This window comes from Meiothermus granaticius NBRC 107808, assembly GCF_003574355.1.
Taxonomy (GTDB): Bacteria; Deinococcota; Deinococci; order Deinococcales; family Thermaceae; genus Meiothermus; species Meiothermus granaticius.
The window spans coordinates 39,734-55,816 of record NZ_QWLB01000017.1; the positions used below are offsets into that span (position 1 = coordinate 39,734).

General features: G+C 63.9%; 13 protein-coding genes and 1 tRNA gene. 7 read left to right on the forward strand and 7 right to left on the reverse strand.

Translation table 11 applies throughout. The features are described 5' to 3' along the window. Window positions 1-157 precede the first annotated feature (157 nt). Window positions 158-1,633, forward strand: coding sequence for a DHA2 family efflux MFS transporter permease subunit (locus Mgrana_RS07530; RefSeq protein ID WP_119356997.1), 1,476 nt, complete (start codon window positions 158-160; stop codon window positions 1,631-1,633). 12 nt (window positions 1,634-1,645) lie between these two features. Here Mgrana_RS07530 and Mgrana_RS07535 read toward each other — a convergent pair whose 3' ends face one another. Then, window positions 1,646-3,079, reverse strand: a complete 1,434-nt coding sequence (locus Mgrana_RS07535) for an amidohydrolase (RefSeq protein ID WP_119356998.1) — start codon at window positions 3,077-3,079, stop codon at window positions 1,646-1,648. Window positions 3,080-3,213: 134 nt separating this feature from the next. Here Mgrana_RS07535 and Mgrana_RS07540 point away from each other — a divergent pair. Beyond that, window positions 3,214-3,290, forward strand: a tRNA-Trp gene (locus Mgrana_RS07540). 164 nt (window positions 3,291-3,454) lie between these two features. Here Mgrana_RS07540 and mtnK read toward each other — a convergent pair. The 6 genes from mtnK to Mgrana_RS07570 form a co-directional block, all read right to left on the reverse strand. Next, complete coding sequence (mtnK, locus tag Mgrana_RS07545; protein ID WP_119356999.1) at window positions 3,455-4,726, reverse strand: S-methyl-5-thioribose kinase; 1,272 nt, start codon at window positions 4,724-4,726, stop codon at window positions 3,455-3,457. Between the two features lie 34 nt (window positions 4,727-4,760). Continuing rightward, window positions 4,761-5,840 (reverse strand): aldo/keto reductase, encoded by a 1,080-nt coding sequence (locus tag Mgrana_RS07550; RefSeq protein ID WP_119357000.1) that lies wholly within the window; start codon window positions 5,838-5,840, stop codon window positions 4,761-4,763. Window positions 5,841-5,896: 56 nt separating this feature from the next. Beyond that, window positions 5,897-6,910, reverse strand: a complete 1,014-nt coding sequence (locus tag Mgrana_RS07555; RefSeq protein WP_119357001.1) for an ABC transporter permease — start codon at window positions 6,908-6,910, stop codon at window positions 5,897-5,899. A 25-nt stretch (window positions 6,911-6,935) separates the two neighbouring features. Beyond that, the gene (locus tag Mgrana_RS07560; protein WP_119357002.1) at window positions 6,936-8,495 is read right to left on the reverse strand and encodes a sugar ABC transporter ATP-binding protein; all 1,560 of its coding nucleotides are present in this window, start codon (window positions 8,493-8,495) and stop codon (window positions 6,936-6,938) included. A 67-nt stretch (window positions 8,496-8,562) separates the two neighbouring features. Further along, window positions 8,563-9,561 (reverse strand): autoinducer 2 ABC transporter substrate-binding protein, encoded by a 999-nt coding sequence (locus tag Mgrana_RS07565; RefSeq protein WP_119357003.1) that lies wholly within the window; start codon window positions 9,559-9,561, stop codon window positions 8,563-8,565. A gap of 64 nt (window positions 9,562-9,625) precedes the next feature. Next, on the reverse strand, window positions 9,626-10,624 hold the full coding sequence (locus tag Mgrana_RS07570) for an ABC transporter permease (RefSeq protein ID WP_119357004.1): 999 nt from the start codon (window positions 10,622-10,624) through the stop codon (window positions 9,626-9,628). Between the two features lie 170 nt (window positions 10,625-10,794). Between Mgrana_RS07570 and dhaK the strand changes: the two genes are divergently transcribed. Genes dhaK through Mgrana_RS07595 form a run of 5 tightly spaced genes read left to right on the forward strand, consistent with a single transcriptional unit; the run spans window position 10,795 to window position 16,080 of the window. Further along, window positions 10,795-11,793 carry a dihydroxyacetone kinase subunit DhaK gene (dhaK, locus tag Mgrana_RS07575; RefSeq protein ID WP_119357005.1) on the forward strand — a complete coding sequence of 333 codons (999 nt, stop codon included), beginning with the start codon at window positions 10,795-10,797 and terminating at the stop codon, window positions 11,791-11,793. Window positions 11,794-11,814: 21 nt separating this feature from the next. Then, window positions 11,815-12,471: a DAK2 domain-containing protein gene (locus Mgrana_RS07580; protein ID WP_119357006.1), complete on the forward strand. Its 657-nt coding sequence runs from the start codon at window positions 11,815-11,817 to the stop codon at window positions 12,469-12,471. Between the two features lie 18 nt (window positions 12,472-12,489). Next, window positions 12,490-14,001 (forward strand): FGGY-family carbohydrate kinase, encoded by a 1,512-nt coding sequence (locus Mgrana_RS07585; protein WP_119357007.1) that lies wholly within the window; start codon window positions 12,490-12,492, stop codon window positions 13,999-14,001. A gap of 34 nt (window positions 14,002-14,035) precedes the next feature. Next, a complete protein-coding gene (locus Mgrana_RS07590; RefSeq protein ID WP_206075063.1) occupies window positions 14,036-15,067 on the forward strand; it encodes a thiamine pyrophosphate-dependent dehydrogenase E1 component subunit alpha in 1,032 nt (343 codons plus the stop codon). Continuing rightward, a complete protein-coding gene (locus tag Mgrana_RS07595) occupies window positions 15,064-16,080 on the forward strand; it encodes an alpha-ketoacid dehydrogenase subunit beta (protein ID WP_206075064.1) in 1,017 nt (338 codons plus the stop codon). The genes Mgrana_RS07590 and Mgrana_RS07595 overlap by 4 nt, the downstream gene beginning before the upstream one ends. Window positions 16,081-16,083 lie beyond the last annotated feature (3 nt).

Sequence of the window (16,083 nt, forward strand, 5' to 3'; positions counted from 1 at the left end):
CTTATGCTAAAATCATAAGAATGAAGATAAATATGTATTAGATAAATTAAGCCCCCGATGGAGCCAGTGACCCCCAGAAGCCCCAAGCCTGCAGGGAGAAGAACCCCCAACGGCCTTCCCCTGCAATGTGCCCCCTGTAGCCCCCAGAGGATATCGCATGCCTGCCCCCTCTAACCTCCAAGCGTACGTACTCCCCGGACGTGACCGGGGCATCATTTTGGTCCTGCTGTTTGCCGCATTTGTGGTTATCCTCAACGAGACCCTTCTGAATGTGGCCCTGCCCCGATTGATGCAGGAGCTCAACCTTCAGGCCACCACGGTGCAATGGCTGGCTACGGCTTTCATGCTGACCATGGCGGTGGTCATCCCCACCACCGGGTTTATCCTCCAACGCTTCAGCACCCGAACGGTGTTCATTGCTGCCATGGGGTTATTTGTGCTGGGCACCCTGATGGCCGGACTGGCCCAGGGCTTCGGGCCCCTCCTGTTCGGGCGGGTAGTGCAGGCCAGCGGTACCGCGCTGATGCTGCCGCTGCTGATCACCACCATCCTGGCCCTGGTTCCTGCTGCTCACCGAGGGGGAGTTTTGGGCATGGTCAGCATCGTGATCTCGGTGGCTCCGGCCACCGGCCCGACCCTCTCGGGGCTGATCCTCGAGGTGCTGCCCTGGCGCTACCTGTTTCTCTTTGTGGTACCGGTGGCCCTGGTGGTGCTGGCCTACGGGGTGCGGCGACTGGTCAATGTGGGGGAGGTTAGACCGGCTTATCTGGACCTACCCTCGGTGGGGCTCTCCGTGCTTGGGTTTGGGAGTCTGGTGTATGGCTTCAGCAGCGTGGGGAATTTGGGGGGCTGGAGCAGCCCCCAGGTATGGGCTGCACTGCTGGGGGGTGGGGTCGGTCTGCTGGTGTTTGTCCTGCGACAGAATGGCCTCGCGCAGCGGGGTGCGGCGCTCCTCGAGCTGCGGCCCTTTCGCTATCCCATGTTCAGCTTGGGGCTAGGGGTGATCCTGATCGCCATGATGGCGCTGTTTGGTGGGGCCATCCTGCTGCCGATCTACCTGCAGAGCATTCGCGGCCTGGGCTCGCTTCAAACCGGGCTTCTGCTCCTTCCCGGCGGCCTTCTGATGGGGTTGGCGGCCCCTACCGTAGGGAAGCTGTTTGACCGCTACGGCCCCTTGCCGCTGGCGGTGCCAGGGGCCATGCTGCTGGTGGGTACGCTATGGGGCTTCAGTACCGTAGGGGAGGGCACGGGCATCGGGACATTGCTGCTCCTGCACCTGATCCTAAGCCTGGGTTTGGCCTTGCTCTTCACCCCGGTCATGACCACCGCCCTCAACCCGCTCCCTGGCCCACTCTATCCCCATGGCAGCGCGATCCTGAGCACCCTGCAAATGGTGGCTGGAGCGGTGGGGACCGCCCTGTTGATAACGGTGTGGACGGTTCGCTCTGCCGCGTTGCGCGGGGTAGCTCCGCCCGAAGTGGCCCAGACTGCGGGGCTACAGGCCGCCTTTGGACTGGCGACCTGCGTAGCGGTGGTCGCCTTGTTCCTGACCTTTTTCCTGCGCCGCCCCCAGCCTGAACCCAGCGCTCCAGAAGGAGCCCAGGCACAGCAGGTCTCCTCGGTAGGGGATTGAGATCGCGGAGATTCAGGACAGCTCGAGCTGCCCAGCCAGCACCCGGCCCACCGGTTTCCCCCCTTCCCACAGGGTGAGGTCTGCGGGGGCTCCCGGTCGGATCCAGCCTTGTTGGTTCCAGCCCGCTGCCAGAGCGGCTCCGCGGGTATGGGCCCAGAGGGCCTGCTCGAGGCTCAGGGCCTGCCCATTGCCCAGGGGAGGGTGCAGTGCGGCCTGCAGATTGTCCAGAACCTCGGGCTTGGCTACCGGCGCGTCTGAACCAAACGCAAGGGGTAAGCCCGTGGCCCACAGGTCGCGCAGCCGGAAGGCCTCGTGCTCCCGCCCAGGGAGGTGGTGGCGCACCAGGGCTGCATCCTCCAAGGCGTGCATGGGTTGCAAGGAGAGGGCCAGGGGCAACCCCCTGAAGCGGGGCAGATCCTCATCCCGGACGTGCTGAACGTGTTCCATCCGCAGGGGCCGCCCGGTGGCCAGCGGAGCCAACCCGCTGAACACGTCTAGCAGCCCGCGCACCGCCTGGGTGCCGATGGCGTGCACCACCACCCCAAAGCCCTGTCGCAGGGCCTCTGCCCCCTCGCGGTGAATGAACTCCAGGGGATCCAGCGGCATCCCGTGGCTACCATCGGGGTAGGGCTCGACCATCCAGGCCGTGCGCGATCCCAGGGCCCCGTCCACAAAAAACTTAACCGCCGCAACCTCCAGCCGCTCTCCCCGCCACCCCGGCTCTACCCCCCGCCAGGCTTCTTTGTCCAGGGCCCACCACAGCCGCAGGGGGAGCTGATCGCTGCGGGCCAGGCGCTCGGCCAGCTCGAGCGGGCAGGAGCCCATGTGGTGGGTGGCGGTATAGCCTCGAGCCGCCAGGTCGCGCAGGCCGCGCTCGAGCTCCGCCAGCCCCGGTTTGGGCGTCGCCCCCAGCAGCAAATCCTGGGCGTGCTCGAGCAGGTATCCGCTGGGGTTTCCGCCGGAATCCCGCACCAGAGCCCCCCCAGGGGGGTCAGGGGTCCGGGCGCTGAGGCCTGCTGCTTCCATGGCCTGCCGGTTGGCCCAGCCCGAGTGCAGGTCCCGGCTGCGCAGGAACACCGGGTGGTGGGGGGCAGCCTGGTCCAGCAGCTCCGAGCTGGGGTAGCCCTCGAAGAGGTATCCCACCCCACGAATCCACGCCCCCGGTGGGATTTCCCGGACTTGGGCCGCGACCCGTTGGGCCGCTTCACGAGGATCGTTGACCCCCGCCAGGTCCAGCAGCCCCAGGGCCTCCCCCCATTGCAGCGGATGGGTGTGGGCATCATGCAGCCCTGGGGTAATGCGCTCCAACCGGACGGATCTGGTCCCGGGGTATCGTGTGCGGAGGTCTTCCAAGCCGCCTACCGCAGCGATACGGTTTCCCTCGAGGTAGACCGCCTCGGCCTGGCCCAACTCGGTCATGGTCCATACGTTTCCGCTGAGAAGCATGCTGGAGCATTCTACCCTGCTCCCCTGGCCCAGGGTGAGGCCCAGCCCCGGCTTGACTGAAGCGCGGCCTCAGACTAAACTGGCCTTTGCGGGTTGAAGCGAACCCGAAAAACGCGATGTTTATCGCAAACTGTGGGCCGTTAGCTCAGCCCGGTAGAGCACTCGTCTCCAAAACGAGGTGTCGGAGGTTCGAATCCTTCACGGCCCGCCAAGAAAGGCCCTGTGCAGCACACAAAACCCTCCCGACCGTGGTCGGGAGGGTTTCTCGACATCCTCCGATGGGGGACATCGCTACCCATCAAGCTGTGGACATTCTCCAGGCGGCCCTTCGGTTCCTCCATTAGCCGATCACCCGGGTGAGCGATAGCTCGAGCCTCAGCCCGAGCTGGAGGAAGGCCCCTCGGGGATCGTGGTCCGCACCAGGTCCATCAGCTCGGTAAAGTTCGAGGTTTTACCGGAGATCTTGATTAACTCCTGACCCAAAGCCAGCGAAAGCCGCTCGGCCTCGGCCCGGAGCTCAGGGTTGGGGATGGACTCGAGGTCGTAGACGTGCGCAAACCCCACGGTGCGACGGACCATCTCGCAGCCGGCATATCCACAGGCATCCTGGAGGGTCTCGAGCAGGAAGCGGTCTTGAAAGGCTTTTGAGGACCAGGAAATGTCCTGCACGTTTGCAAACTGCTGCCGCATCTCCACTTCAAACGTTTCCCAGCACCGCTCGGCCTGGGTGTACAGGTATTTTCGGTAGGCACCGCGTTCTTCGGGGTCGGGGGCATGGGCTTGCTGGGCTGCAGCGTTCAAAAAGAGGTTGGCCACAAACATCCCCAGGTCGAACCCCATCGGTCCGTAAAAGGCGAACTCGGGGTCAATGACCCGAATCTCTGCCTTCCCCCCGGCATCGGGTGGGGTGGCCATGATCGAGCCTGTGTGTAGATCGCCGTGCAGCATGGCCTGGGCACTGCTCATGAAGCGGTGCTTGAGCCTTGCCACCTCGAGGCGCAGCTCGGTGTCGGCCTGCAGCCGCTCGAGGTCGTCGGCAATCAGGGGGTTGAAACGATTGCGGTTGGTCTTACCGCCCAGTAGCTTTGGCTCAAACGGCTCGGTCAGGACAAGGTCCTCGGTAATTTCGCATAGCTCAGCGTTGACAAACCGCCCTGAGAGCGCCTTCTTGGCCTTGGGCTCCATCCCGAAGTCGGAGGTTCCGAACAGGGTGAGCGCCAAAAATCGCCCGATGGTCTCCCCCAGGTTCGCGTAGCGCGTTCGCTCCACCATCGGTCGGCGCAGCACCTGATGCCGCCACAGGTCTTGCATTGCGTTGAGGGCTAGCTCGGGGTCGAACCAGTAAGGTTTGGGCACCAGATCGCCCACCAGCCGGTACTGCTGCTCCAGGGCCTGGGCCTCCATCCGCGCGCGCTCAGGGCTGAGGGGCCAGGACTCTCCGGCGACCCGCAGATAGGGGATGCCTTGCTTCAAGAGCAAACTCCGGTCCCGGTTGCCCTTTTCAAAAACCCGAAACACCCGGTTCAGGTTGCCGTCCCCGATCTCCTCACCCACCAGCTCGGCCTGTAGGTTGAGGTGCTCCGGGGCCTGGGGGTGGGAGCGAATATACTCCAGGGCACTGTGCTGATCGAGAATTCGGTAGCTCATAGCGTATTAGCAAATAGGGCGCTCCAGGTTTAGCTCAAGGTTTCCTGAAGCGCAGGTCTTCCCAGGGCCCACCTTTTGCAAAGCGCTCCGGCTCGAGCACCTTGGGCCGTGGGTCCTCGGCTTGATCGAGCTGAAGCACCATCCACTTGGGATAAGGGGTACCGGGATCGCTGGCCCGCTGGAGCAGGCGGAGATCGGCCTCCGAGAGCTTGAGGTGGATGGCCTGTAGGTTGTCCTCGAGGTGCTCGAGCTTGCGCGCAGCCACGATCACACTGCTCACCATGGGCTGGCGAACGGTCCAGGCATAGGCCACCCTGGCCATCGAAACCCCGTGGCGCTCGGCCACCTTGCGCAGGGCCCGCAGCACCGGCTGGCTGCGCCGCCAGTCGAAGGGCACGAACTGTCCGGCCTCGGCAAAGCGGGTGCCTGGGCTGGCTTTGCCGGGCTGGGTATACTTGCCGCTCAGAAACCCACCGGCCAGGGCGCTCCAGACCAGGATGCCGAGGTTGTGGTACTGGGCAAAGGAGATGAATTCGTGCTCCAGGTCTCGCCCCACCAGGCTGTAGTACATCTGCGCGGTGACAAAGGGCTCGAGACCTCGCTGGCGCTGAATCCCTAGCGCGGTGGCGGCCTGCCAGGCCATATAGTTGGAGAAGCCGATGTAGCGCACCATTCCTCGCCGAACGAGGTCATCCAGGGTGGTGAGGGTCTCCTCCAGCGGGGTGTTGGAGTCCCAGCCGTGAACCTGGTAGAGGTCAAGGTAATCGGTTTGGAGCCGACGCAGGCTGGACTCGAGCCCCCGCAGGATGTTGACGCGGGTGCTGCCAGAGCGGTTGAAATTGGTATCGCTCATGGGCAGCCGAACCTTGGTGGCCAGCACAATTTCCTCGCGGATGCCTTTCAGTGCGTTCCCAAGCAGGGTCTCGGACTCGCCCCGGGAGTACACATCGGCGGTGTCAAAAAAGTTCACCCCCCGCTCCAGGGCGAATTTAACCATCTCGCTGGTGGCCTTCTGGTCCAGCGAGCCCATGTTCATGCCTTTACCAAACTGCATGCTGCCCAGCGAGAGCGCGCTGACGATGAGTCCGGAATTGCCAAGTCTGCGGTATTCCATGGGCTACCTCAAACGGTGCTGGTTCAGGGTTGCTTGAAGGTTAAGACGCGGGCTGCTCAGGCCAGCTTACGCCTCGAGAAGACCCCGCTGGCCAGGAGGATGATGGCGCCGATCACCACCTTCTGCCAGGTGCTGGGTACGCCGATCAGGATCAGGCTGTTGTTGATCATGACCACCAGAACCACTCCCAGGAGGGTTCCGATCACCGTCCCGGTGCCGCCGGTCACCCGGGCCCCGCCCAACACCACCGCTGCAATCACATCCAGCTCGGTGCCCACCAGGTCAAAGGGGTTGGCCAGCTGGTTGAGCGAGGCGTGAACCAGCCCGCCCAGCCCGGCCAGCAGCCCGGCGTACCCGAAGACAAACAGGTATACGCTGCGGACAGGAATGCCGAGGCGCTCCGCGATGGGCACGCTACCCCCTACGGCGTAGATGGCCCGGCCCAGCAAGGTGCGGCTTAAGATCCACCAAGTCAGGAGGGCCACCGCCACCAGCAGCAAAAATGCCACCGGAAGCGAGGCCCGAGCCCCTTCGGCGGTGGTGAACTGGAATAGGCTCCAGCGGCCAAAGCGGTCCATGCCCTCAGGGATGTTCATGATGTGTTTGGTACCGATAAAGGCCAGCAGAAACCCACGGATCATGTACTGGGTTCCAATGGTCACGATCAGCGAAGGGGCCCGGAATCGGTGGACGATCAGGCCGTTCAGCAACCCCAGCAACAGCCCAAAGCCGATCGAGATCAACAGCGGCAGGGCGAAGGGTGCATCGGGCGCGACATTCAGCACCAGGAGCGTGGTGGTGTACAGACAAAATGCGGCGATCGCCGTAAACGACACATCGATGCCCCCAGCAGCCAGAACCAGCAATACCCCCAGGGCGAAGATTCCAGTCACGGTGGAGGCCCGCAGAAGGTCGAAGAGGCTCTGCGGGGTGAAAAACACGGGGTTGATCAGCCCGATAACCAGGGCCAGGAGCAGCACCAGCGTCAGGGTGAGGAGTTCTGGTCGCTGGACCAGCGCCTGCCAGACCGAGAAAGGGGATCGAGTCTGAGGTGGGGACGTCAGGGCCACGGGGAACCTCGGTGTATAGGCATATTCATAAGGTGCTTGTCTCGGATAACAGCTCCTTGGTCAAGGTTTCCTCGCTTAGGTCTGGAACCATAAACTCCCGGGCCAACCGCCCCCTGCGCATCACCAGGATGCGGTCGCAGTTCTGCAGCAGCTCCGGCAGGTCGTCGCCCACGATGATCACGCCCAGGCCCTGGCTCGAGAGGTTCTGGATGATGCGGTAGAGGGCGTCTTTTGAGCCCACATCCACCCCCATGGTGGGTCCGTTCAGTATCAGTACCTTGGGCTCGGTGGCCAGCCAGCGGGCCACCATCACCCGCTGCTGGTTGCCGCCTGAGAGGGACTGCACCGGGATCATCACGTTGGGGGTGGCGATGTGCAGGTTTTTCACCATCTCCCAGGCCTTTTCATTGCTGGCCGCAAAGTCAAGCTGGTAGCCCCGGAGCAGCTCATCCAGGATGGAGACCATGATGTTTTCACGGATCGGCTTTTGTAGAAATAGCCCTTCTGTGAGGCGGTCTTCCGGGACATACGCCAGGCCCAGCCGGAGGGCATCGCTGGGGTTTTTGATCTGGATGCTGCGGCCCTCCAGGCGAATCTCACCCCGCTCTGCTGGGCGCACCCCAGCCAGAGCCAGGGCCAGCTCGTTGCGGCCTGAGTCGAGCAGGCCGGTGATGCCCAGCACCTCCCCCTTCTGCAGGGCAAACGAAACCCCTTCGAACCCCCCTTTTCGACCGAGCTCGCGTACCTCTAGCAACCCCTCCTTTTGCGGAGCGCTGGAGCGGTATCGGGTCTGGTCCAGGGCTTTGCCGGTCATCAGGTAGGCCACCTGGGACTTGGTGTAGTCCTTGAGCTCACCCTCGGCCACTTTTTGCCCATCGCGCAGGATGAGCAGATTCCCGCCGATGCTGAACACCTCGTCGAGCTTGTGGCTCACAAACAACACGCTGACCCCGTCTTTGCGCAGGTCAGAAACGATCCCGATGAGGTTCTCCACCTCTTTTTGGGTGAGGGCTGCGGTGGGTTCGTCCATGATCACCAGGGTGGCTTTGGTGGCAATTCCCCGGGCAATGGCCACGAGTTGGCGCACCGCGATGGGCAGGTCGGCCACCGGAGTCTCCAGGAAAACCGAATCATCCCGCAGCCCCACCCGCCTGAGCGCCGCTTCAGCCGTCTGGCGCAGGGCTTTCCAGTTCAGGGGCCGGGCCAGGCGTCCTCCTTGCTGTACCAGCTGGGCGCTCAGGGCCACGTTCTCGGCCACGCTCAGATTGGGAAACAGCGAGAGGTCTTGATACACGGTCTCGATGCCGACCTCGAGGGACTGCAGGGCGGTTAGCCGGGAATAGGGCACTCCCCGCACATACAGGGTTCCACCATCGGGGGGCTGGGCTCCGGAGATGATCTTGATCAGGGTGCTTTTCCCCGAGCCGTTTTCCCCCAGCAGATGATAAATCTCCCCGGCCCGCACGCTGAGGCTCACCCCCTGCAGGGCTTTGACCCCACCGAAGGCCTTGGTGATCCCTTCCAGCCGCAGAAACTCCGTACCGGGCTTGAGGGGCTGATGGTCGTTTTGCGGGCTAGCGGTCATAAAGTGTAGCGGCCCCTATGGGTCGGGGGGCAAGGCCGGGGCTAGGGCCCCGGCCTTGCCAAAAAGGCTAGAAGTTATAGTCCTTGAGGTTGCTCTTGTCCACGTCTACGAAAGCGTTTCCGCGGATGATGAATCCCTGGCCCGGGCCTTTGGTCACGCTGACCTTCTCGTAACCTTTGACCCCCAGGTTCATTCCATCGGTGATCTTTTTGCCCTCCAGAACCATCTGGGCCACCTTGTTCATCACGATTCCGGCATCCTTGGGATCCCAGAACCCGATCCCGTCCACCGCGCCGGTCTCGATGTATTTGCCGGCGATGCTGGGCAGGCTGGTCCCGAAGACGCATACCTTATCGTTCAACCCTGCCTCCTCGATGGCCCGCCCGATCCCGGCCACATCGGTGGAGGCGCTGCCCTGGAAGCCTTTGATGTCGGGGTATTTCTTGAGGATTTCCTTGGCCTTTTGGTAGGCCTTCTCGGCATCGTCGGCGGTCTCCTGCTTGGCGTCTACGAGCTGCATCCCGCTGTACTTCTTGGCGTTGGCAATGCCCCCATCAGCCCACTGGTTGTGGGTTTTCGAACCCAAGGAGCCCACGAACACCGTCCACTTCCCGCTGTAGCCCATGCACTTGGCCAGGCGCTCGTTGAGCCGGGCCCCGAAGGCTACGTTGTCGAAGGCCTCGATGTCATAGAGGGTGTTGACCTGGTTGTCGGCTTCGTGGGTGATGACCTTGATGCCCCGCTCGAGGGCCTGCTTGAGCACCGGCTCGAGCACCGCCGGGTCAAAGGGAACTACCGCGATCGCATCGGGCTTTTTGGCCACCAGATCCTGGATCAGTTTGAGCTGCTGGGCCGCATCGGCCTGGGCCGGGCCGGTTTGGTAGGCGTTGTTGCCGGTCTCCTTGGCGTACTCTTTCACGCCCTCTTCCATGCGATTAAACCAGTTGATCCCGGTGATTTTCACCACCGTGACGATGGTGTACTTCTTTTGCGCCAGTACGAGGCCCGTAACCCCCACTGCCAGCGCGGCCAAACCTGCTGCAATCCAGAGTGTTTTACGCTTCATGCTTCCCTCCATTTGAATCACTCGAGATCAGGCTCGAGGGGATTCCAGAAACCGCTATGACCCCCTAAGAAGGGCCTTTTCGCCCAGGCGAAAAGCTAAATCGTGTCCAGCTGCTGGTAAAGATGATGCTGAGGATCAGCAGCAATCCCCAGGTGAAATCCTTGAGGAAGTTGGACAGCCCGAGCAGGTTCAGCGCCGAGGAGAGCATCTGGAGCGCTACCGCAGCGAGGACCAGACCCAGCATCTTGCCGCTCCCCCCCTCGGGGTTGATCCCCCCCATCACCGCGATCAGGATGGCGATGAGCAGATAGGAGCTGCCGTAGTCCCATTTGGCGCTGCTGGCGCCGCTGGCGATGAGGATACCGGCAATAGAGGCCAGAATGCCGCCCAGGGTGTAGGTGGAGATCAGTATGGTCGGGGTTTTGATGCCGGTGAAGTAGGCAGCCTTGGCGTTGGTGCCGGTGAGGTAGAGCCGGAAACCAAAGCGGGTACGGGTCAGGATCCAAGACACCAAACCGACCACCCCGGCGAAGATTAGAAAGGGCACCGGGAGGCCCAGCAGTGAACCATTCCCGAGCTCCACGAAGGGTTCGACATAGCCCAGCGAGACCGCCGGACCCCCCGAGAGGGCCACCCCCAGCCCCACGAACACCAGCTGGGTCCCCAGGGTAGCGAGGATGGGGGCAAAACCGGCCCGGGCGATCAGCAAGCCGTTGATCAGGCCGCACAGGGTGCCCACCAGGAGGGCCGTGGCCACAAAAACCAGGGTGAACTCGAGCCCCTGACCCTGACCCGCCGCCACCGACTTGGCCACGATTCCAGCAGTGATGGCCGAGAGGTTGGCAATCCCCACCACCGAGAGGTCAATCCCCCCGCCTCCGGAGATCATGGCCAGCATCACCGCCATGGCCAGCAGGGCAATCTCGGGGAGTTGCTTGGCCATGCTCTGGAAGTTGTAGGGATCCAGAAACTGCCCCCTCGAGACCAGCGCCGCCCCCCCCAGGATGATGAGGTTGGCAACCCACAGAAAACGGATGTGTTTATCGGTCAGCCAGCTACCCACAGGTCTCCTCAAAGAGCACGCAGGACTTCTTTAAATCGTTTAACTCAGATACTATAAGGGCGTCGGTTAAATGGCAAGAGGCAAGGGGCACGAATTGCCAAAAGAAAGGATTGGCGCCTAGGTGAGCCACAGCGGCAACAGCGGAGCCTAGGTTCCCATGAGGAGGCCTGATGAAAAAGATCCTGAACGACCCCAAGCGCTTCGTAGACGAGATGCTCGAGGGCCTCTACGCAGCCCACCCTGGGATGCTGGGCTATACGGGAGGTGACCTGCGCTGTCTGGTGCGGGCGGACGCCCCGGTACAGGGGAAGGTGGCCCTGGCCACCGGGGGCGGCTCGGGGCATCTGCCGGTCTTCTTGGGCTATGTGGGCCGGGGCATGCTCGATGGCTGCGCCATTGGCGACGTGTTCCAAAGCCCCAGCGCCGATCAGATGCTAGCGGTTACCCGTCAGATTCACGGCGGCAAGGGGGTGCTCTACATCTACGGCAACTACGGTGGGGACATCATGAACTTTGACATGGCCACCGAGATGGCCTCCATGGAGGACATAGAGGTGCGCACGGTTCTGGTCAAAGATGACGTGGCCAGCGCCCCAGCCGAGCGGGCTGAGACCCGGCGCGGGGTGGCGGGCATGGTATTCGCCTTCAAAACCGCCGGGGCCAAGGCCGACCAGGGGGGCTCGCTGGACGAGGTGGAGGCGGTAGCCCAGAGGACCCTGGCCAATACCCGCACCATGGGGGTGGCGCTGGGGCCGTGCATCCTGCCCACGGTGGGCAAACCCGGATTCACCCTGGGCGAGGATGAGATGGAGCTGGGCATGGGGATTCATGGGGAACCGGGGGTTCGGCGGGGGAAGCTCGAGACCGCCGACCAGATTGCCGAGCAAATCCTGGCCACCATCACCGCGGATATGCCCCTGAACTCCGGGGATCGGGTTGCGGTAATGGTCAACGGGCTGGGCGCCACCCCCCTGGAGGAGCTATACATCCTCTACCGGCGGGTGCACCAGCTGCTGGCCGATCAGGGTGTCTCGATCCATCGCCCTTTTATCGGCGAGTTTGCCACCAGCATGGAGATGCCCGGGGCCAGCATTACCCTCTTCAAACTCGACGATGAGCTGATTCCGCTGCTCGATCACCCTGCCCACACCCCTTTCTTCAGGGTTTAGCCAGGAGGTAGGACCGCCGATATGGACTTTACCGGTACAGCAATCGCAGATGCCCTGACCCGCGCGGCCCATCGGTTGGTCGCCCTGCGCGACCGGCTCAACGCCCTGGATGCGGCGATGGGCGACGGGGATTCCGGGCTTACCGCAGAGAAGGGTGCGACGGGGCTATTGGAGTTCCTGGCGGCCAATCCACCCCCGGCCGACCTGGGCAAGTGGCTGGCTCAGGCCGGGATGGCCTACAACCGAGCCGCGCCCTCTACCATGGGCGCCCTGGTTGCGACCGCCTTCATGCGGGCGGGCAAAGAGGTGCAGGGTAAAGCCCTGCTGGATGCCCCCGACCTGGCCCGGATGTTGCTGGCAGCCAGCCAGGGCATTCAGGAGCGGGGCAAGGCCCAGCCCGGGGACAAGACCATCCTGGATGCGCTGCACCCTGCTGCGGAGGCCTTCAGCGCGGCCATTGCGGCCGGGGAGGGGCCGGAGGTTGCCGGCCAGAAAGCCCTCGAGGCCGCCCGCCGAGGCCGCGACGCAGCCATTCCCCTGCGCTCGCGGGTGGGCCGGGCCAACTGGGTGGGAGAGCGCACCGAGGGCCAGCCCGATCCCGGTACGGTGTTGTTTGTGGCCGCCCTGGAGGCGGTGCTGGGTGCGGAGCCCAGCGAGCCGGGCTCGACTCGAGCCTGATCCTTTGAGGTAGGTGCGATGGGCCAGTACTTCATCGGCATAGACGGAGGAACCGAAAGCCTGCGGGCTGGGGTGTTTGATCCCAAGGGTAACCCCCTAGCCTTCGCGGCGAGGGCCTACAAGACCGAGTTTCCCCGGCCCTCCTGGGCCGAGCAAAACCCCCAGGACTGGTGGGAGGCCCTGGGCCAGAGCGTGCGTGGGGCGGTGTCCGAGGCTCGGGTACGCCCGGAGGAGATTGCTGCGATCGCCCTGGACACCACCTGTTGCAGCGTGGTGGCACTGGACGCCAAGGGATATCCCCTGCGGCCGGCGTTGATCTGGATGGATGTGCGCAGCGGGGATCAGGCCGCCCGCATCGCGGCCAGCGGGGATGCTGCGCTAAGGGTCAATGGCTACGGCCCGGTCAGTGCGGAGTGGATGGCGCCGAAAGCGCTCTGGTTGCTCGAGCGTGAACCGCACCACTTCCGGGCCGCTACCTACATCTGCGAATACCAGGACTACCTCAACCACAAGCTCACGGGCCGGATGGTGGGTAGCCTCAACAACACCTCGATTCGTTGGTACTACGACCGCTCCCGGGGAGGGTTCCAGCGCTCCTTGTATGAAAAGATCGGCCTGGAAGAGGTTCTAGAGAAGTTTCCGGGGGAAGTCTTGCCCATGGGGCAGAGGATTGGACCCCTCACCCGCGAGGCCGCTGAACACCTCGGCCTGCCCCAAGGCACCCCGGTGGTTCAGGGGGGGGCGGATGCCTTCGTTGCGATGGTGGGGCTGGGGGTGGTGCGGCCCGGCAGGCTGGCCCTGATCACTGGCTCGAGCCATCTCCATCTGGGCCTGTCCGACCAACCCCTCCACACCCGGGGGCTCTGGGGCAGCTACCCAGACGCCGTGGTGCAGGGCTTGCACACCGTAGAGGGCGGCCAGACCAGCACCGGGAGCGTGATCGCATGGTTGCGCCGCCTGCTGGGAGAGCCCGATTATGCCCCGCTCAACGAGAAGGCCGCCGCCCTTCCGCCGGGCGCTGAAGGGCTGGTGGTGCTGGAGCATTTCCAGGGCAACCGCACCCCCCACACCGACCCGGATAGCCGGGGGGTGATCTCGGGTCTAACTCTAAAACACGGCCCCGAACATCTGTTCCGTGCGGTCATCGAGGGGGTGGCCTACGGCACCGAGGAGATCCTGGCCACCATGCGCCAGGCGGGCTACTCCCCGAGCGAGTTCATTCTGGGGGGTGGAGCCACCCGAAGCGAGCTCTGGATGCAGATCCACGCCGATGTGAGCGGGATTCCCATCCAGTTAACCCGGGTTCCCGATGTGGCCGCGCTGGGCAGCGCGATTCTGGCGGCGGTAGGGGTGGGGGTGTATCCCACCATTCCCGAGGCCGCCGAGCAGATGGTGAGCTTTACCCGGATCGTCGAGCCCGATTGGCGCAAGCACGAGGCCTATCAACCGCTGCTTTCGGCCTATCGGGCAACCTACCAGGGCTTGAAGGATACCCTGCACCAGCAGGCCCGGCTGGCCGCAGAACTTTAGGCCTGCCGGAGTGTTTTGATCTCGAGGTGCATCCATGAGTGAAACCATTCCAGTGGCCACACGTCTGGAGTTATTGCGTACCATGATCCGGATCCGGGCTTTTGAGGAGAGGGTGGGGGAGCTGTTTCTAAGGGGCGAGACGGCGGGCTCTATGCTTCACCTCTCGGTTGGAGAGGAGGGGGCTGCGGCCGGAATTGCCCTGGCCATGCAGCCGGGGGATACCTTCACCACCCACCACCGGGGCCATGGAATTTTTGTGGCCCGAGGGGGCGATACCCAGCGGATGATGGCCGAGATCGCGGGCAAGATCACCGGCTACTGTCGCGGCAAGGGGGGCAGCATGCACATCGCCGATATGAGCCTGGGTCACCTTGGGGCCAATGCCATCGTGGGAGGGGGAATTCCGGCGGTGGTAGGGGCGGGACTGGCCAGCAAAACCCTCGGGCAGGGTTCGGTGAGCGTGGCCTTTTTTGGCGATGGCGCGATGCAGCAGGGCATTTGTTTTGAGAGCATGAACCTGGCTGCCCTGTGGAAGCTGCCGGTGGTCTTTGCCGCGATCAACAACCAGTACGGGATGGGTACCCGCATAGACCGGGCCAGTGCCACGCTGGACTTTGCCGGGAGGGCTCGAGGCTTTGGTCTGGAGGCCGTGGAGGTGGACGCAACCCAGCCCGAACGGGTATGGATCGCGGCGAGCGCCCTTATCGAGCGGGCCCGGGCCGGCCAGGGGGCTGGGTTCATCGTGGCTAACGGCTACCGATTCTACGGCCACGCCCGCAAGGACAAATCCCCCTACCGCGATCCCGCCGAAGAAGCCGAGGGCCGCAAGCGCGACCCAATTCTCAACCAGAAGAACCTCCTGATCGGGGAGGGATTATTGACCGAGACCGAGTATGAAGCCTTTTGGCAGGCCGCCAACCTCGAGATGGACGCAGCGGAGTCCTTTGCCAAACAATCGGAATGGCCCGGCCTTTCCACCATGTTCGAAGACGTTTATGACCCCTCCTCACCCCCGCCCGTCCCTGTGGAGGAGCGGCTGAACCGGGTGCTGGGAGGTGCTCTGTGACCTCACCGGTACCAGAGCCCCAATCGGTTGCCTTCGGCCAGGAGATCGAGTACCGAGCGGCCTTGCGGGAGGCCATCCGGCAGGAGATGCGCGCAGACCCCAGGGTGATCTTGATCGGGGAGGAGGTGGGGCGCTATGGGGGGGCTTATGGGGTTTCGAAGGGGTTGCTCGAGGAGTTTGGCGAGGCCCGGGTGCTCGATACCCCCATCAGCGAGGCGGCCATTGTGGGAACCGCCATCGGGGCGGCCATGACCGGGTTGCGGCCCATCGCCGAACTGATGTATGTGGACTTTGCCTACCTGGCCATGGATCAGATCGCCAACCAGGCCGCCAAGATCCGCTACATGTTCGGTGGGCAGATCGGTGTCCCCATGGTGCTGCGGGCGACCATGGGAACCGGGCGAAGCAGCGGCGCCCAGCACAGCCAGAGCCTCGAGGCCCTGTTCTGGCATACCCCTGGGCTGCGCGTGGCCCTGCCCGCTACCGTCAGCGATGCCTACTTCCTGCTGCGCCAGGCCATCCACTCCCCCGACCCGGTGGTTTTTCTAGAACACAAAGCCCTCTATGCCAGCAAGGGGGTTCTGCAGGATCAGGCCCCTCCGATGGGCGTGGCCGTATCTCGCCGACCTGGCCAGCACCTGACCCTGGTCACCTACTCCCGGCAGCTCCACCACTGCCTTCAGGCAGCCGATGAACTCGCCGCCGAGGGCATCGAAGCGGAGGTCCTGGACCTGCGCACCCTCAACCCCCTCGACCTCGAGACCCTTGCCCAGTCGGTTCGGCGAACCGGGCGGGCCCTCATCGTCACCGAAGACACCCTCACGGCGGGGGCCAGCGCCGAGCTGTCGGCCCTGATCCAAGAGGCCTGCTTCGATTACCTCGAGGAGCCCATCCTGCGCCTGAGTGGGGAGGATATCCCCATCCCGGTCTCGCCTCCCCTCGAGGCGGGCAGCGTGCCCAGCCCCGACCGCATCGCACGCGCTGCTCGCAGGCTGCTTCGGAGGCGGGGGTAAGGG